Raw genomic sequence first — 15,686 nt, 5'->3', positions numbered from 1 at the left:
CCGCTTCTGCGAAGGATTGGGCGGCATGGCCGGGCCCCGCTGCCCGGCAAGACCAAGAGCCAGGGCCATGAAGGTTTTCCCATGAAAGTGATCATTTGCGGGGCCGGGCAAGTCGGCTGGCAGATCGCGCGCCACCTGTCGGGCGAGCGCAACGACGTGACGGTGGTGGACAACAACCCCGATCTGGTGAACCGGGCCACCGACACGCTGGACGTGCAGGGGATCGCGGGCTTCGCCTCCTACCCGGACGTGCTGGAGAAGGCCGGCGCGCGGGATGCCGACATGATCATCGCGGCGACCCATTCCGACGAGGTCAACATGGTGACCTGCCAGATGGCCCATTCGGTCTTCGCGATTCCGCAGAAGATCGCGCGGCTGCGCTCCAAGAGCTACCTTGAAGCGATCTACTCCGATCTCTACCGCCGCGATCACGTGCCGATCGACGTGGTGATCAGCCCCGAGAAGGAGGTGGCCGAGGCCGCGCTCCAGCGCCTCGCCGCGCCGGCGGCCTTCGACACCGAGAGTTTTCTCAACGGCAAGACGCAGCTTCTGGGCCTGAGCCTCGATGACGACTGCCCGGTGGTGAACACGCCGCTGCGCCAGCTCACCGATCTCTTCTCCACGCTGTCGGCCATCGTGGTGGGCGTGCGCCGCGAGGGCGTGCTCTTCGCCCCGGAATCCAACGATCAGCTCTTCATCGGCGATCAGGTCTACGTCTTCACCAACACCGAGGACGTTCCGCGCACGCTGGAAGTCTTCGGCAAGGCCAGCAAGAAACAGGACAGGGTGGTCATCATCGGCGGCGGCAACGTGGGGCTCACCGTGGCCCAGGCGCTGGAGGAACGCACCCAGCGCGTGCGCGCCAAGGTGATCGAGCGCGACCGCAAGCGCGCCGAGGTGGCCGCGGACAACCTGGAGCGCACCATCGTGCTCAACGGCGACGGGCTGAACGCCGATCTGCTGATCGAGGCCAACATCGCCCGTGCCGACGCCGTTCTGGCGCTGACCGACGACGACAAGACCAACATCCTGGCCGCCGTGCGCGCCAAGAGCATGGGGTGCCCGATGGCGATCTGCCTCGTGAACGATCCCACGATGGTGCCGCTCATGGATCCGCTGGACATCGACGCCTACATCAACCCGCGCTCCACCACGGTCTCCTCCATCCTGCGCCATATCCGCCACGGGCGGGTGCGCGACGTCTATTCCATCGGCGATGCCGAGGCCGAGATCATCGAGGCGCAGGTGCTCTCCACCTCGCCCATCGCCGGCCAGCAGCTGCGCGACATCGACTTCCCCGAGGGCGTGCTCGTGGGCGCGGTGCAGAAGGGCGGCAAGGTGGCGCGCCCGGCCGGCAGCCTGCGGATCGAGGAGGGCGACGTGATCGTGATCTTCGCGCTCACCGCCGACGTGCCTGCGGTGGAGCAGCTGCTCCAGGTCTCGATCGATTTCTTCTAGGCCATGGTGGCACGGCTCCTCTCTCTTCCGCTTTTCGTGATCCTGATGGGGGCGGGCGCGCTGGCGATGCTTCTGCCGGCCCTCCACGCCTACATCGAATCCGACATGGAGACGGCCCGTGTCTTCCTGCTGAGCGGGGTGATCTTCCTGCTGCTGACGCTCTTCGTCGCGGTGGCGACGGCGGATTACTCGCCCGCCTCCACCGCGCTGAGCCACATGATCGCGCTGGTGGCGGCCTTCACCATCCTGCCGGCCATGCTGGCGGTGCCATTCATGGAGGCCGTGCCGGGGGCGGATTTCGGCGATGGCTATTTCGAGATGGTCTCGGCCCTCACCACCACGGGCGCGACGCTCTACGACGATCCCGGGAGCCTGCCGCGCGCGGTGCACTACTGGCGCGCGCTGGTGGGCTGGCTCGGGGGCTTTCTGATGTGGGTGGCGGCCTTCGCCATCCTTGCGCCGCTGAGTCTCGGTGGTTTCGAGGTGACGAGCACCTCGGAGGCCGGGCAGCGGGCGCGGGGAGAGTTCAGCTTCATCCAGGTGGCGGGGCCGGGTGACCGGCTGATCAAATATGCCGGCCGGCTGTTTCCCGTCTATACCGGGCTGACGGTCCTGCTGTGGCTCGGGCTGACCATTTCCGGCGAGAACGCCTTCGTGGCCCTGTGCCATGCCATGAGCACCTTGGCCACAAGCGGCATTTCCCCGGTGGGTGGGCTGTCCGGCGGCACGGCGGGGATCGGCGGCGAGGTGCTGGTGTTCTTCTTCATGTTCTTCGCCATCTCGCATCTGACCTTCGCGCCGGATCAGAGCCGGCGCCGGCTCAACGCCTTCCTGAACGATCCCGAGTTCCGCTTCGCGCTCGTCATCATCACGGTGGTGCCGCTGCTGCTGTTTCTGCGGCACTGGACGGGGGCGCTGGAGCAGAGCCCGGTGAGCGCGCCGCTGACGGCGCTGCGGGCGGCCTGGGGCAGCCTGTTCACGGTGTTGTCCTTCCTGACGACGACCGGGTTCGAATCCGTCAGCTGGGCGGATTCGGCCGCCTGGTCGGGGCTTCAGACGCCGGGGCTCATCCTGATCGGGCTCTGCCTCGTGGGCGGCGGCGTGGCCACCACGGCGGGCGGAGTGAAGCTGATGCGCGTCTACGCGCTCTACATCCACAGCCGCCGCGAACTCGATCGCCTCGTGCACCCGTCCTCGGTGGGCAACCTCGGGGTGCAGGCCCGCAGGATCCGCCGGCAGGGGGCCTATGTCTCCTGGGTATTCTTCATGCTGTTCACCCTGTCGGTGGCGGCGATCATGTCGGCGCTGGCGCTCACCGGGCTTTCCTTCGAAAGCTCGCTGGTGCTGACGGTCTCCACGCTTTCGACCACCGGGCCGCTGGCCGACATCGGCGGTGAATTCGCGGTGAAATTCGCCTTTCTGGACGATTGGACGCGGGGCATTCTCATCATCTCGATGGTGTTGGGGCGTCTTGAAACGCTCGCCTTCATCGCGCTTCTGAACCCGGCGCTCTGGCGCCGCTGACCCATGGGCAGGGCTGCGGTGATTTTTGCACTGGAAACTCCCCTTTACGCGGACCATAATCAGGGCCACGGTCAAAGAACTGCCAGCGAGGGGCTGGAGGCAAGAAAAAAGGCTCGTATTTAAATGGCTGCAGATAAACAGAATTTGCAGGATGCTTTTCTGAATCACGTCCGCAAGACGAAAGTTCCGGTAACCATCTTTCTCATCAACGGTGTCAAGCTGCAGGGCGTGATCACCTGGTTCGACAATTTCTGCGTGCTGCTGCGCCGTGACGGCCAGTCGCAACTCGTCTACAAACACGCGATCTCCACGATCATGCCGGCCCAGCCGATCAACCTGTACGACGGCGAAGACTGATCCATGGAAGCGCACGATCGGGGCGCGACCCGCGCCTGGGTCCTGCATCCCGACATCAAGACCGAGAAATCGCGCCGTGCCCCGGGCCCGGCGCTGGAAGAGGCCGTTTCGCTGGCCCGCGCGCTGCCCGATCTCGAGGTGGTCGGCAGCGAGGTCGTGCCACTGCCCAAGGCCCACCCCGGGCAATTGTTCGGCTCCGGCAAGGTCGAGGAACTGGCGGCCCGGCTGAAGGCCGAAGAGATCGAGCTGGTTCTGATCGACGGGCCGGTGACGCCGGTGCAGCAGCGCAATCTCGAAAAGGTCTGGAAGGTCAAGATTCTCGACCGCACCGGGCTGATCCTCGAAATCTTCTCGGATCGCGCCCGCACCCGCGAAGGGGTGCTGCAGGTCGAGATGGCGGCGCTGTCCTACCAGCGCACCCGGCTGGTGCGCGCCTGGACCCACCTGGAGCGGCAACGCGGCGGGCTGGGCTTCGTGGGCGGCCCCGGCGAGACCCAGATCGAGGCCGACCGCCGCGCCATCGACGAGGCGCTCACGCGGCTTCGCCGCCAGCTTGCGAAAGTGGTGAAGACCCGCGATCTGCACCGCGCCGCGCGCAAGAAGGTGCCGTTCCCCATCGTGGCGCTGGTGGGCTATACCAACGCCGGGAAATCCACGCTTTTCAACCGCCTGACGGGGGCCGAGGTGATGGCGAAGGACATGCTCTTCGCCACGCTGGACCCGACGATGCGCGCGGTGACGCTTCCCTCGGGCCGCGAGGTGATCCTTTCCGACACGGTGGGCTTCATCTCCGATCTTCCGACGCAACTGGTGGCCGCCTTCCGCGCCACGCTGGAGGAGGTGCTCGACGCCGATCTGATCCTCCACGTGCGCGACATCTCCCACGAGGAAACGCAGGAGCAGGCGCAGGACGTGGAAGAGATCCTCGCCGCCCTCGGCGTGGACGACTCCACGCCCCAGCTCGAGGCCTGGAACAAGATCGACAGGCTGGAGCCGGAGGCGCGCGCGCAGGTCGAAACGCTGGCCGCGCGGCGCGCGAACGTCTTCGCCGTCTCCGCGCTCACCGGCGACGGGCTCGATGCGCTGCTGGACGAGGTCTCCGAGAAGCTCACCGATCCGCGCACGGCGGAAACGCTCTTCGTGCCCTTCGCGCAGGGGCGCCGGCGGGCGTGGCTGTTCGAGCAGGGGGTCGTGACGGAGGAAGAGCAGCAGGACGAGGGTTTCCGGCTGCAGGTCTTCTGGACGGCGCGCCAGCGCGCCCGCTACATGGCGCTTTGATCCTCTAAACAATTAAGCGGAAAGCGCTCGCCCGGGAGGGCGCGGATACGCGCCAGCCGTGGGGCGGGCGGGCGCGGGCCTGCCGCTTGCGCGACAGGCCAAGATCACTCCGCCGGCCGCAGCACCGTCACCCCTTCGGCCGCCGCGCGGGCCAGGGCCGGATCCAGCGACATCGGGATGTATTCCCCCCGCCGCCACAGTTCTCCCAGATCGTCGTAGTGGCGCGAAAGCGGGTGGCCGGACTGACCGGTGGAGATGATGAAGACCGAGGAATCCGGATCGGCGAAATCATAGACGCCGCGATACCCGGCGCCATGCACGTTGAGGAACGGGTCCGGCCCGCTGCCCTTGGTGAGGCCGCGTTGCAGCGTGTTGTCGCCCCCGGAGGTGGACTGGCGGATGTTCACGAAGGCCGAGAGCACCGGCACCGTGCCAAGCACCTGGTGATCGTGGGTCGCCTCATGGGCATCGCCCCAGCGCAGGCTGCCGATGGCGGGGCCGTAGGTCTCCTGCGTCCAGATCAGCGCATCGTCCAGCGCCATGCGGGCGATGTCGGTGCAGCTTTCCACGCGGGTGGACTGCACCACGTTGCACCAGGCGGAGGCGCCGTCGGTGTCGCGGAACACGCGCTCGATGAACACCGGGTCGATGTGGCGGAATTCGGCGGCCAGCGGGCCCAGCTCATCGCGGATCAGCCGGTTCTGGAGCGCGCGCATCCATGCGGCGTAGATCAGCGGCTCGGGCAGGTGTTCGTTCATCTCGCCGTTCCACTCCGCCAGCAGGTCCAGCGCCTGCTTGCGGCGCTGCTCCACCGTGCCTTCGGGCGCGGCTTCGCCGGTGAACCACAGATCCTTGGCCACCAGCGGCAGCAGGGCGCGGGCGGTGAAGCTCACGGTGTCGAGCTGGGCCTCGATGAAGCTTTCGCGGGTGTGCACCTCGCGGTTCTGCATCAGGCGCTGCCAGCGGTAGATGCGCTGGGTGTCGCCCCATGTGAAGGAGATGTGATCGGGGAAGGGGCGGTTGACCGTCTTGTTGTTGGTGTTGCCGAGGATGCCACCCTCCGGGTCGAGGAATTCCGGGTTGGAGGCATAGGGCATGCGGCCCTGCCAGCGGTTCGTGGCGATCCAGCCGGGCGAGGGGAAGCGCCCCTGGCTCTGGTGGCGGACGTCACGGCGGGGCACGGCGCCGATAGTCTTCATGGCGATGCGGCCCGGCTCCACCAGCGTCAGGTTCTGGGCCGGGGCGATGTGGCGCTCGCCCGCCTCGATCGCGGCCTCGATGCTCTGGGCGCGCATCAGGTCGAGCGCGGCGCCGATGGAGGTGTCGCGCGGGGAGAGCGCCGTCCAGGACAGCGCGGCGACGTGGCCGGGCGGGGTGACGGTGGCGAGGTTGAAGTGCTCGCCGGTGAGCACGGGGCCGTTCTCCGTCCAGCGCAGTGCGATCGTCTTCGGCGCGGCGTCCTTGATCTGGATGATGGAGCTGCGCGTGCGGAAGGGTTTGAAGCCCGTGGGCGTTTCGTATTCGCCGGGGTTCTCGGGGTTGAGCCGTTCGATGAAGATGTCCTGGTCGTCCACGTAGGCCGTCGTGATGCCCCAGCCGAGCGCGGCGCTGCGGCCCGACAGGATCACCGGGATCCCCGGGATCGTGCCGCCGATCACGCCGCCGGTGGAAAGCTCCATCCGGGCGAGATACCAGATCGAAGGCGCGGAGAAGCCCAAGTGGGGATCGTTGGCCAGCAGGGCGCCGCCCGAGGCCGAGCGGCTCGGCGCGGCGGCCCATGCGTTGGAGGCCCCGGCAAAGCCGCGCGGTTGCACCGGGTTGAGCGGAGAATAATCCATCGTCGAGGCGGCGAAGCGCGGCGCGGTGGGGAAGAGCGCGGCATATTCCGGCAGGCTGGCGATGCCCTCGCCGGGCACGTCGGGCAGGATGTCGCGCACGCGCTCCGGCGGCAGCACGAGGGAGATGCGCGCGCGCAGCACCTCGCTTTCGAGCTGGCCCGAAAGCTGGAGCGCCATCAGCTTGACGAGGGCGATGGAATCCGCCGGCTGCCAGGGCGCGATCTCGTTGGAGAAGAGGAAGAGTTCCGGTGCGCCGCGGCCCAGCGCCTCGGTGTTGACGGTTTCGAGCCAGGCGTTCACCCCGGCGGAATAGGCTTCCAGCGCGGCCAGGGTGCGCGCGTCCTGCGCCGCGACCGACTGCACCGCCAGCGGGTAGAGATCCAGCCGGCGCATCATCTCGTCGATCTTCAGGGTGCGGCTGCCGAAGAGCTCCGACAGACGGCCCTGCGCGGTGCGGCGCAGCATCGTCATCTGCCAGAGCCTGTCCTGCGCGTGGGCGAAACCGAGCCCGAAGAAGACGTCGGCGTCGCTCTGGCCAAAGACATGGGGTACCGAATGGGTGTCGCGCACGATTTCCACTTCCCCGTCAATGCCCTGCACGGTGTGGGCGGCGTCGTAGTCCAGCAGCGAGCGGCTGGCGAGGTAGTAGACTCCGATCACGCCCAGCACGGAAAGCAGGATCATCCCCGAGACGATACGCAGGAGCCAGCGAAAGACGGTTGCCATGTGTATCCCTTGGTTGACGGCGCGGCGATTGCCTTTAGGGTTCCCGTGATAATGCGGATTTGTGGGCGACACAATCAAAGGAACATGGGGAAGAGATCATGGCGAAAACAGCGTTTCTGGGCCTTGGCGTAATGGGCTATCCGATGGCCGGGCATCTCAAGGCCGCCGGCCATGAGGTGACGGTCTACAACCGCACCGCCGCCAAGGCGCAGGCCTGGGTGGAGCAGCACGGCGGCCAGATGGCCACCACGCCGCGGGCGGCCGCGGAAGGGGCGGAGTTCGTCTTTTCCTGCGTTGGCAATGACGACGATCTGCGCAGCGTCTGCCTCGGCGAAAACGGCGCCTTCGCGGGCATGGCGCCCGGATCCGTCTTCGTGGATCACACCACCGTCTCCGCCGCCGTCACCCGCGAGCTCTACGCGGAGGCCAACGAACACCAGATCAGCTTCGTGGACGCGCCGATCTCCGGCGGGCAGGCGGGAGCCGAGAACGGGGTGCTCTCGGTGATGTGCGGCGGCGACGAAGGGGCCTACCTGCGGGCCGAGCCGGTCATCGGGGCCTACGCCAAGATCTGCCGCCGCCTCGGCGACTGCGGCGCGGGGCAGCTGACGAAGATGTGCAACCAGATCGCCATCGCCGGGCTGGTGCAGGGCCTGAGCGAGGCGCTGCATTTCGCCGAGAAGGCCGGGCTCGACGGGCGGGCGGTGGTGGAAGTCATCAGCCAGGGCGCGGCCGGCAGCTGGCAGATGGCCAACCGCTACGAAACCATGCTGGACGACCATTTCGACTACGGATTCGCGGTGGACTGGATGCGCAAGGATCTCGGGATCTGCCTCAGCACCGCCGACGAGAACGGCGCCAGCCTGCCGGTGACGGCGCTGGTGGACCAGTTCTACAAGGACGTTCAGAAGATGGGCGGCGGGCGCTGGGATACCTCTTCGCTGTTCAAGCGCCTGCGCGCGCTCGGGTAGCGGGGAGGGGGCTCTGCCCCCGCCGCGCCCAAGGGCGCGGCTCCCCCGAGGTATTTCGGGCGAGAGGAAGGCGCACGGGATCGCCTGCGCGCCTTCGGTGCGGGATCAGGGGATGATGCGGGTGTATTTGGTGCCCTTGATGGAGGCGCCCGCGATGAGACCGGCCTGGCCGAAGACGAGCGCGATGACGGGTTTGCGCGTCGTGGTGGTGTCGATCTTCATGTTGCCGCCCTGGTCGATCGCGGCATATTGCACGTCCGCGCCGGCGGCCCAGCCCGGGGAGCGGCGGAAATCGCTCAGGGCGTCGTCGGTCATGAAGAAGAGCGCGTGGGCGTATTGCTGCGCGCCGACCTGGAAGCCCACGGAGGCCTGCGTGGCCGAGTAGTAGTCCACCGTCACGCCGTCGATCTGAAGCGCGCCCTGTCCGTAGGCGCCGCCGACCCAGAGCCCGGCTTCCGTCATCAGCGGCATCACCAGGATGCCGGAGGCCTTGGCGGCGAGATCCTGGGTGTCGGGGTAGGTGGAGAAGAGGTAGTTCATCGTCGCGTTGACGCGTGCGTCCAGCGCCATGGCGCCGGTGCTGCCCACACCGTTGCCGCAGGCCGAAGTCATGGCCACGGCGGCTCCGGCTCCGGCGAGGAAGCCGCGACGGGAAAATCTGTTCATGGGTCTGCCCTTTTGTTCTCGTTGCCTGACGTGCGCCGGATTCTGCGAGCCGGCTTGGCGCGAAATATAGGTGAGTTTTCAAGGGGTGTCACGGGCCCAAAGCGCCCGTGGCGCCCATTTGCGGAAGCTTGCCGCCCGGTCAGGGCCTCAGCCGGCGCGCAGGCGGCGGGCGACGCGCGGGGCGAAATAGGTGAGCACGCCGTCGCAGCCGGCGCGTTTGAAGGCCAGCAGGCTCTCCATCATCGCCGCTTCGCCGTCGATCCAGCCCCGGGCCGCTGCGGCTTCGATCATCGCGTATTCCCCGGAGACCTGGTAGGCGAAGGTGGGAGCGCCGAAGGCCTGTTTCACGCGGCGGCAGACGTCGAGATAGGGCAGGCCGGGCTTGACCATGACCATGTCGGCGCCCTCGGAGAGATCGCGCTCCACGAGGCGCAGGGCTTCATCGCTGTTGGCCGGGTTCATCTGGTAGGTCTTCTTGTCGCCCTTCAGGGCGCCCGATGCGCCCACGGCATCGCGGAAGGGGCCGTAGAAGCAGGAGGCGTATTTGGCGGCATAGGAGAGGATGGCGACATCCTTGTGGCCGGCGGCCTCCAGCGCGCCGCGCATGGCGCCGATGCGGCCGTCCATCATGTCGGAGGGGCCGAGGATGTCGGCGCCGGCCTCGGCCTGGGCGAGCGCCATCTTCACCAGCGCCTCGACGGTTTCGTCGTTCAGGATCACGCCGTCTTCGACGATGCCGTCATGGCCGTTGATGTTGTAGGGATCGAGCGCGATGTCCGTCATCACCGCGATGTCGGGCACGGAGGCCTTGATCGCGCGGATCGCGCGGTTGGAGAGGTTGTCGGGGTTCCAGGCCTCTTCGCAGGCCTGCGTCTTCAGCGCCGGATCTGTGTAGGGAAAGAGGCAGATCGCCGGGATGCCGAGCGCGGCGGCCTCGGCGGCGGCATCCACCAGCAGATCGATCGACAGGCGTTCGACTCCCGGCAGCGAGGCCACCGGCTGGCGCGTGGCCTGGCCTTCCACCACGAAGACCGGCCAGATCAGATCCTTCACCGAGAGGGTGTTTTCCTGCACCAGGTCCCGCAGGGGTGCGCTGGCGCGGGTGCGGCGCAGGCGGGTGGCCGGGAAGGGGGCAAGGGTCGGGCGCATGATGTGGCTTCCTTCGAGGTGTTTCCTTTTTGCGTGACACGGATTTATTCCGCTCTCAAGGGTAGGAAAAGCCGCAGCCGCGCGCTATTGCAAAGCCAGCCGCATTCGGTTTGAAGCAAAATTACCAAAAAAAGGAACGGGCTTCGTGGACTGGTACTCTCTCGTCTTCGAGATGATCGACATGCGCTCCTTTTCGAACCTGTGGTACTGGATCGCGCTCGGGGTCATGTGGTCCAGCGCCAGCCACTTCGTGATCGGCGTGCCCTACGACCTGGTGACGCGCGCGGAGAAGGATGCGCAGGCCGAGGCGGACCTGAGCCTGATCGTGGGCGTCAACGTGCGGCGGATCCACTACATCGTGCACAGCGCCGGGCTCTGGGTGCTAGGATTCACCTTCTTCCTGCTCACCACGCTGGCGATCACCGGCTTCTTCTACGGCGTGGAGTTCAGCCAGGCGGTGTTCCTGCTGGCTTTCCCGATGAGCGGCGTGGCGCTGCTTTCGGTGTTCACCGCGGATGCGATCATGGCGGGCGAGCTGGAGGGCGAGGCCCTGCGCAGGCGGCTGCGGCGGCACCGGCTCTACACCCAGATCATCGGCATGATCTCGATCTTCATCACCTCGATCTGGGGCATGTACCAGAACCTGATGATCGGTCTTCCCGGTTGACTTTCCCCGCGCCATGGTTACCTCGGCGGCCATGACGAATACCCAGCATCTGACCTTGAGCGGCGCGCCGGAAGGCTACGACGCTCGCCTGCTCCTGCGGGAGCTGGAAAGCTCCGGCGCGCCCGTCGTCCACGTGGCCCGCGACGACCGGCGCCTGAACGCGATGCGCGATGCGCTGCGCTTCTTCGCCCCCGACATGCCGGTGCTGGTGTTCCCGGCCTGGGATTGCCTGCCCTATGACAGGGTGTCGCCCAACGCCGACGTCTCCGCGGCGCGCATGGCCACTCTGGCCGCGCTGGTGCATGGGGCGCCGGCGCGCTTCGTGCTGCTGACGACGCTCAACGCCGCCACCCAGCGCCTGCCGGCGCGCAGCGTGCTTGCGAATGCGGCCTTCGTGGCGGAGGTGGGCCAGCGCATCAACGAGGCGGACCTGCGCGGCTTCCTCGTGCGGATGGGCTTCACCCAGACGCCCACGGTGATGGAGCCGGGCGACTACGCCGTGCGCGGCGGCATCATCGACATCTTCCCGCCGGGCGAAAGCGGGCCGGTGCGGCTCGATTTCTTCGGCGACGTGCTGGACGGCGCGCGCCGCTTCGATCCGGCTACCCAGAAGACGACCGAAAAACTGTCGCGCGTGGAGCTGGCGCCGGTCTCGGAGGTGATCCTCGATGAGGCGGCGATCACCCGCTTCCGGCAGAACTACCGCATCACCTTCGGCGCCGCCGGCACCGACGATCCGCTCTACGAGGCGGTGAGCGCGGGCCGCAAGCACCAGGGGGCGGAACATTGGCTGCCCTTCTTCCACGAGCGGCTCGAAACCCTGTTCGACTACCTGCCCGGCGCCAGCGTCCTGCTGGACGAGCAGCTTGCCGCGGCGCGCCTGAGCCGCTGGGAAGGCATCGCCGACCAATACGAAAGCCGCCAGATCGCGATGCGGCAGAAGAACCGGATGGATACGGTCTACAAGCCGTGCCCGCCCGAGCAGCTCTATCTCGACGACGACGCCTGGCAGGCCGCCACGCAGGGGCGCCGGGTGCTGCAGCTGGTGCAGCTGCCCCAGAGCACGGGCGCCGGCGTGCTGGACATGGGCGGGCGGATCGGGCGCAATTTCTCGCCGGAGCGCCAGCTGGAAAACGTGAGCCTTTTCGGGGCTTTGGCCGCGCATATTGAAGAAAAGCGCAAGGCGGCGCAGGTGATCGTGGCCAGTTACTCGGAAGGTGCGCGGGAGCGGCTTCAGGGGCTGATGCAGGACGAAGGCCTCGCCGATACCCGCCCGATCGTGGATTTCAACGACGTGCCCGATGGCAAGGGCGGCATCTTCCTCGCCGTCTGGGCGCTGGAACATGGGTTCGAGGCCGAGGGGCTCTGCGTCATCAGCGAACAGGACGTGCTGGGCGATCGCCTGATCCGCGCGCCCAAGCGCAAGCGGCGGGCCGAGAACTTCCTGACGGAAACCCAGAGCCTGACACCCGGTGATCTGATCGTGCATGTGGATCACGGCATCGGGCGATACAGGGGGCTGGAGGTCGTCACCGCGGCGGGCGCGGCCCATGAATGCCTCGCGCTGGAATACGCCGGCGGGGATCGGCTGTTCCTGCCCGTTGAAAACATTGAGCTTCTCAGCCGCTACGGACACGAGGAAGGCCTGCTGGACAAGCTCGGCGGGGGCGCGTGGCAGGCCAAGAAGGCCAAGCTGAAAGAGCGCATCCGCGAGATGGCGGACCGGCTGATCCGGATCGCGGCGGAGCGCGAATTGCGCCACGCCCAGATCATGGAGCCGCCAGAGGGCATGTGGGATGCCTTCTGCGCGCGCTTCCCCTACCAGGAGACGGACGACCAGCTCGCCGCCATCGGAGACGTGCTGGACGACCTGGCGCGCGGGCGCCCGATGGACAGGCTCGTCTGCGGCGACGTGGGCTTCGGCAAGACGGAAGTGGCCATGCGCGCGGCCTTTATCGCCGCCATGTCCGGGGTGCAGGTCGCCGTGATCGCGCCGACCACGCTTCTGGCTCGCCAGCACTACAAGAGCTTTGCCGAGCGCTTCCGGGGTTTTCCGTTGGAAGTCAGGCAGTTGTCGCGCTTCGTTACGGCGAAGGAGGCGGCGGATACCCGCGAGGGGCTGGCCCGCGGCACCGTGGATATCGTGATCGGCACCCATGCGCTGCTGGCCAAGACGATCCGTTTCAAGAACCTCGGCATGCTGGTGATCGACGAGGAGCAGCATTTCGGGGTGGCCCACAAGGAGCGTCTGAAGGCCATGCGGTCGGACGTGCATGTGCTCACGCTCACCGCCACGCCCATCCCGCGCACGCTTCAGATGTCGCTCTCCGGGGTGCGCGACCTTTCGATCATCGGCACCCCGCCGGTGGATCGCCTCGCCATCCGCACCTACGTGAGCGAATTCGATGCCGTGACCCTGCGCGAGGCGCTGCTGCGCGAGCATTACCGGGGCGGGCAGAGCTTCTTCGTGGTGCCGCGCATCAAGGATCTGCCTGAAATCGAAGAGTTCCTGCGCGATCAGGTGCCGGAGGTCAGCTTCATCACCGCCCACGGGCAGATGGCCGCCGGTGAACTGGACGAGCGGATGAACGCCTTCTACGATGGCAAATACGACGTGCTTCTCGCCACCACCATCGTGGAGAGCGGGCTCGACATCCCGACGGCCAACACGATGATCGTGCACCGCGCCGACATGTTCGGGCTCGCGCAACTCTACCAGATCCGGGGCCGGGTGGGCCGCTCCAAGACGCGCGCCTATGCCTATCTCACGACAAAGCCGCGCAAGCCCTTGACTCCGAACGCGGAAAAGCGTTTGCGGGTGCTCGGCAGCCTCGACAGCCTGGGCGCCGGTTTCACGCTGGCGAGCCAGGATCTGGACATTCGCGGCGCGGGCAACCTGCTGGGCGAGGAGCAGTCGGGCCAGATGCGCGACGTGGGCTACGAGCTGTATCAATCCATGCTCGAAGAGGCGGTGGCCAAGATCCGCTCCGGCGAGATGGAAGGGCTCACCGAGGCCGACGATCAATGGGCGCCGCAGATCAACCTCGGCGTGCCGGTGCTGATCCCGGAAAGCTACGTGCCCGATCTCGATGTGCGCCTCGGCCTCTACCGCCGGCTGTCGGGCCTCACCACCAAGGTGGAACTGGAGGGCTTCGCCGCCGAACTGATCGACCGATTCGGTAAATTGCCCAAGGAGGTCAATACCTTGCTGCTCGTCGTTCGCATCAAGGCCATGTGCAAACGCGCCGGGATTTCCAAGCTGGACGCCGGGCCGAAAGGCGCCACGATCCAGTTCCACAACGACAAGTTCGCCTCGCCGCAGGGGCTCGTGGAATTCATCACCGATCAGCGCGGGCTGGCCAAGGTGAAGGACAACAAGATCGTGGTGCGGCGCGATTGGAAGACGGAGGCCGACAGGATCAAGGGCGCCTTCGCCATCGCCCGCGACCTGGCCGAGAAAGTGGCCGCCGAAAAGAAACGGGCCAGCGCCTGACGCCGGCCCGTTCCCGATTGGCGCCCGTTCATGCATCCCCCTACATGAACGGGCAGTGGCGGGAACCGTGTGAAACTCCGTGAGCCTCGTTTCCGCGCCTGAACCGGGGGAGATGAGCGCAGGCGCCGGGCAACTCCGGCGGCAAGGCGCTGATATGCGTGTGGTTTTACAGAGTGAGTGCTGTCACGCCGGCCCTGTCTCCCCAGCTGTTCCGCTGGGTTTGAACGGCCGTTTCCCCGGTGAAAGATGTGCCTGTATGTCCCCTCGTCGTTTCAACTTGCCGCGTGGGGAGCCGGCCCGCCCCGCTTGAAGGGCCGTGCCGCGTGAACCGCCTGGGTCATGGGGTAATTCCGAGCAGGATCTCTTTCCGGCGCAAGGCCGTCATCCCTTGATTTCCTGGCGGAAGCCCCCCCGGCGTTCCGATGTCCCCGTCAACGTTGACAGGCAAGTTAGCGGATGTGCAATCTAGGGATGTCCAAAATATCCGACAGAGGGTCCAGCATGAGACTTGATCGCCTGACCACGTTTCTGACTGGGCTCAAGGTATCCGACGTTGCCGCCACCGTGGCGCTGGAGCACAATTTCTTCATTCATCGTCAGCAGGATGGGAAGGATTTCCTGCTGGTCAGCCCGGAGCCCTCGGCGGGCCTCGGGGCGCCGGTGGCCTGCGCCACGCTGTCCTGGGGCTTCAAGTCGGATCTCTTCCGGGGGGCCAACGGCGGCTTCTCCATGCGCGTCGGCCCCGACAGCAGCCTGCACCCGATGATTCTGCTCCTGGAGCAGGAGCTTTCGGCGCCGCGCTGCGGGGCGCCGCTGCTGCTTGCGGGCTACGTGGAAGTCCTGCTGGTGCATTTCCTGCGCAACGCGTTGCAGCAGGGGCTGGCGGAGTTCGGGCTGATGGCCGGGCTGGCGGACCCGCGCCTGGCGCGCACGCTTGTGGCCATGCACGGCAGCCCCGACAAGGCCTGGTCGGCCGAGGATCTCGCCGCGCTGGCGGGGATGTCGCGCTCGGGCTACATGGACCGCTTCCAGAAGGTGATGGGCGAGGGCCCGATGGGCTACCTGCGGCGCTGGCGCCTGAGCCGCGCGCGCGAGGCGCTGGAAGCGGGGGAGCGGGTGGCCGTGGTGGCGCGCCGCTTCGGATACGGCTCCACCGATGCCTTCACCCGCGCGTTCCGCCGGGCCGAAGGTCAGCTGCCATCGGATCTGCGGCGCGCGCGCTCCAGCGTCTCTTCCACCTCCTCGCCGACCTTGGAAAGCTTCTGAGCCAGCCGTTCCTCCGGTGACGGGATGTTGAGCCGGTGGTTCACGCGCCGCGTCAGGTTCTGCACCCCGAGGGCGAAGGCGCCGATGCCGAAGATGATCAGGAAAGTCGTGGCGATCCTGCCCTGCGGCGTCTGCGGCACGAGATCGCCGTAGCCCACGGTGGACATCGTGACGATGGTGAAGAAGTAGGCATCCAGCCAGCTCCAGCCTTCCACGAACCGGAAGAATACGGTGCTGGCGCAGATCATCGCCAGAAGCGCGGTGAAGAATGTCTTGGCGAAAAGAGACATGGG

Annotated in this window: 12 protein-coding genes; 8 read left to right on the top strand and 4 right to left on the bottom strand. The window is 66.9% G+C overall.

What is annotated here, in order from left to right:
• Positions 1–81 precede the first annotated feature (81 nt).
• The 4 genes from trkA (at position 82) to hflX (ending at position 4,617) form a co-directional block, all read left to right on the top strand.
• Positions 82–1,458 (top strand): Trk system potassium transporter TrkA, encoded by a 1,377-nt coding sequence (gene trkA, locus PSA7680_RS03095; RefSeq protein WP_085867198.1) that lies wholly within the window; start codon positions 82–84, stop codon positions 1,456–1,458.
• A gap of 3 nt (positions 1,459–1,461) precedes the next feature.
• Positions 1,462–2,982, top strand: coding sequence for a TrkH family potassium uptake protein (locus PSA7680_RS03090; protein ID WP_085867197.1), 1,521 nt, complete (start codon positions 1,462–1,464; stop codon positions 2,980–2,982).
• A gap of 123 nt (positions 2,983–3,105) precedes the next feature.
• A complete protein-coding gene (hfq, locus tag PSA7680_RS03085) occupies positions 3,106–3,339 on the top strand; it encodes an RNA chaperone Hfq (RefSeq protein WP_085867196.1) in 234 nt (77 codons plus the stop codon).
• A gap of 3 nt (positions 3,340–3,342) precedes the next feature.
• Positions 3,343–4,617, top strand: a complete 1,275-nt coding sequence (gene hflX / locus PSA7680_RS03080) for a GTPase HflX (protein ID WP_085867195.1) — start codon at positions 3,343–3,345, stop codon at positions 4,615–4,617.
• 104 nt (positions 4,618–4,721) lie between these two features.
• Here hflX and PSA7680_RS03075 read toward each other — a convergent pair whose 3' ends face one another.
• Positions 4,722–7,181, bottom strand: a complete 2,460-nt coding sequence (locus PSA7680_RS03075) for a penicillin acylase family protein (protein ID WP_085867194.1) — start codon at positions 7,179–7,181, stop codon at positions 4,722–4,724.
• A 59-nt stretch (positions 7,182–7,240) separates the two neighbouring features.
• Here PSA7680_RS03075 and PSA7680_RS03070 point away from each other — a divergent pair, with 59 nt between their 5' ends.
• On the top strand, positions 7,241–8,152 hold the full coding sequence (locus PSA7680_RS03070; protein ID WP_275936510.1) for an NAD(P)-dependent oxidoreductase: 912 nt from the start codon (positions 7,241–7,243) through the stop codon (positions 8,150–8,152).
• 105 nt (positions 8,153–8,257) lie between these two features.
• Here the strand turns inward: PSA7680_RS03070 and PSA7680_RS03065 are convergent, their stop codons facing one another.
• On the bottom strand, positions 8,258–8,818 hold the full coding sequence (locus tag PSA7680_RS03065; protein WP_085867192.1) for a lipid-binding SYLF domain-containing protein: 561 nt from the start codon (positions 8,816–8,818) through the stop codon (positions 8,258–8,260).
• A gap of 147 nt (positions 8,819–8,965) precedes the next feature.
• The gene (gene hemB / locus PSA7680_RS03060; protein ID WP_085867191.1) at positions 8,966–9,967 is read right to left on the bottom strand and encodes a porphobilinogen synthase; all 1,002 of its coding nucleotides are present in this window, start codon (positions 9,965–9,967) and stop codon (positions 8,966–8,968) included.
• Between the two features lie 145 nt (positions 9,968–10,112).
• Here hemB and PSA7680_RS03055 point away from each other — a divergent pair, with 145 nt between their 5' ends.
• The 3 genes from PSA7680_RS03055 to PSA7680_RS03045 all read left to right on the top strand — a co-directional run bounded on the left by PSA7680_RS03055 (position 10,113) and on the right by PSA7680_RS03045 (position 15,393).
• Positions 10,113–10,634 carry a component of SufBCD complex gene (locus PSA7680_RS03055; protein ID WP_176244070.1) on the top strand — a complete coding sequence of 174 codons (522 nt, stop codon included), beginning with the start codon at positions 10,113–10,115 and terminating at the stop codon, positions 10,632–10,634.
• Between the two features lie 31 nt (positions 10,635–10,665).
• Entirely contained in the window at positions 10,666–14,127 is a 3,462-nt protein-coding gene (gene mfd / locus PSA7680_RS03050; protein ID WP_085867345.1) for a transcription-repair coupling factor, read from the top strand.
• Positions 14,128–14,628: 501 nt separating this feature from the next.
• Complete coding sequence (locus tag PSA7680_RS03045) at positions 14,629–15,393, top strand: helix-turn-helix transcriptional regulator (protein WP_139838535.1); 765 nt, start codon at positions 14,629–14,631, stop codon at positions 15,391–15,393.
• Here the strand turns inward: PSA7680_RS03045 and PSA7680_RS03040 are convergent.
• The gene (locus PSA7680_RS03040) at positions 15,318–15,683 is read right to left on the bottom strand and encodes a potassium channel family protein (protein WP_085867189.1); all 366 of its coding nucleotides are present in this window, start codon (positions 15,681–15,683) and stop codon (positions 15,318–15,320) included. The genes PSA7680_RS03045 and PSA7680_RS03040 overlap by 76 nt on opposite strands.
• Positions 15,684–15,686 lie beyond the last annotated feature (3 nt).

It is taken from the genome of Pseudoruegeria aquimaris (assembly GCF_900172235.1).
Classification (GTDB): Bacteria; Pseudomonadota; Alphaproteobacteria; order Rhodobacterales; family Rhodobacteraceae; genus Pseudoruegeria; species Pseudoruegeria aquimaris.
Note: the sequence above shows the minus strand (reverse complement) of the source record. Positions and strands in the feature narration are given on the sequence as shown.

Excerpts from the sequence above, each read along its gene's own strand:
- trkA (WP_085867198.1), top strand. The coding sequence starts at position 82 with ATGAAAGTGATCATTTGCGGGGCCGGGCAAGTCGGCTGGCAGATCGCG.
- PSA7680_RS03090 (WP_085867197.1), top strand. The coding sequence starts at position 1,462 with ATGGTGGCACGGCTCCTCTCTCTTCCGCTTTTCGTGATCCTGATGGGG.
- hfq (WP_085867196.1), top strand. The coding sequence starts at position 3,106 with ATGGCTGCAGATAAACAGAATTTGCAGGATGCTTTTCTGAATCACGTC.
- hflX (WP_085867195.1), top strand. The coding sequence starts at position 3,343 with ATGGAAGCGCACGATCGGGGCGCGACCCGCGCCTGGGTCCTGCATCCC.
- PSA7680_RS03075 (WP_085867194.1), bottom strand. The coding sequence starts at position 7,181 with ATGGCAACCGTCTTTCGCTGGCTCCTGCGTATCGTCTCGGGGATGATC.
- PSA7680_RS03065 (WP_085867192.1), bottom strand. The coding sequence starts at position 8,818 with ATGAACAGATTTTCCCGTCGCGGCTTCCTCGCCGGAGCCGGAGCCGCC.
- hemB (WP_085867191.1), bottom strand. The coding sequence starts at position 9,967 with ATGCGCCCGACCCTTGCCCCCTTCCCGGCCACCCGCCTGCGCCGCACC.
- mfd (WP_085867345.1), top strand. The coding sequence starts at position 10,666 with ATGACGAATACCCAGCATCTGACCTTGAGCGGCGCGCCGGAAGGCTAC.
- PSA7680_RS03045 (WP_139838535.1), top strand. The coding sequence starts at position 14,629 with ATGAGACTTGATCGCCTGACCACGTTTCTGACTGGGCTCAAGGTATCC.
- PSA7680_RS03040 (WP_085867189.1), bottom strand. The coding sequence starts at position 15,683 with ATGTCTCTTTTCGCCAAGACATTCTTCACCGCGCTTCTGGCGATGATC.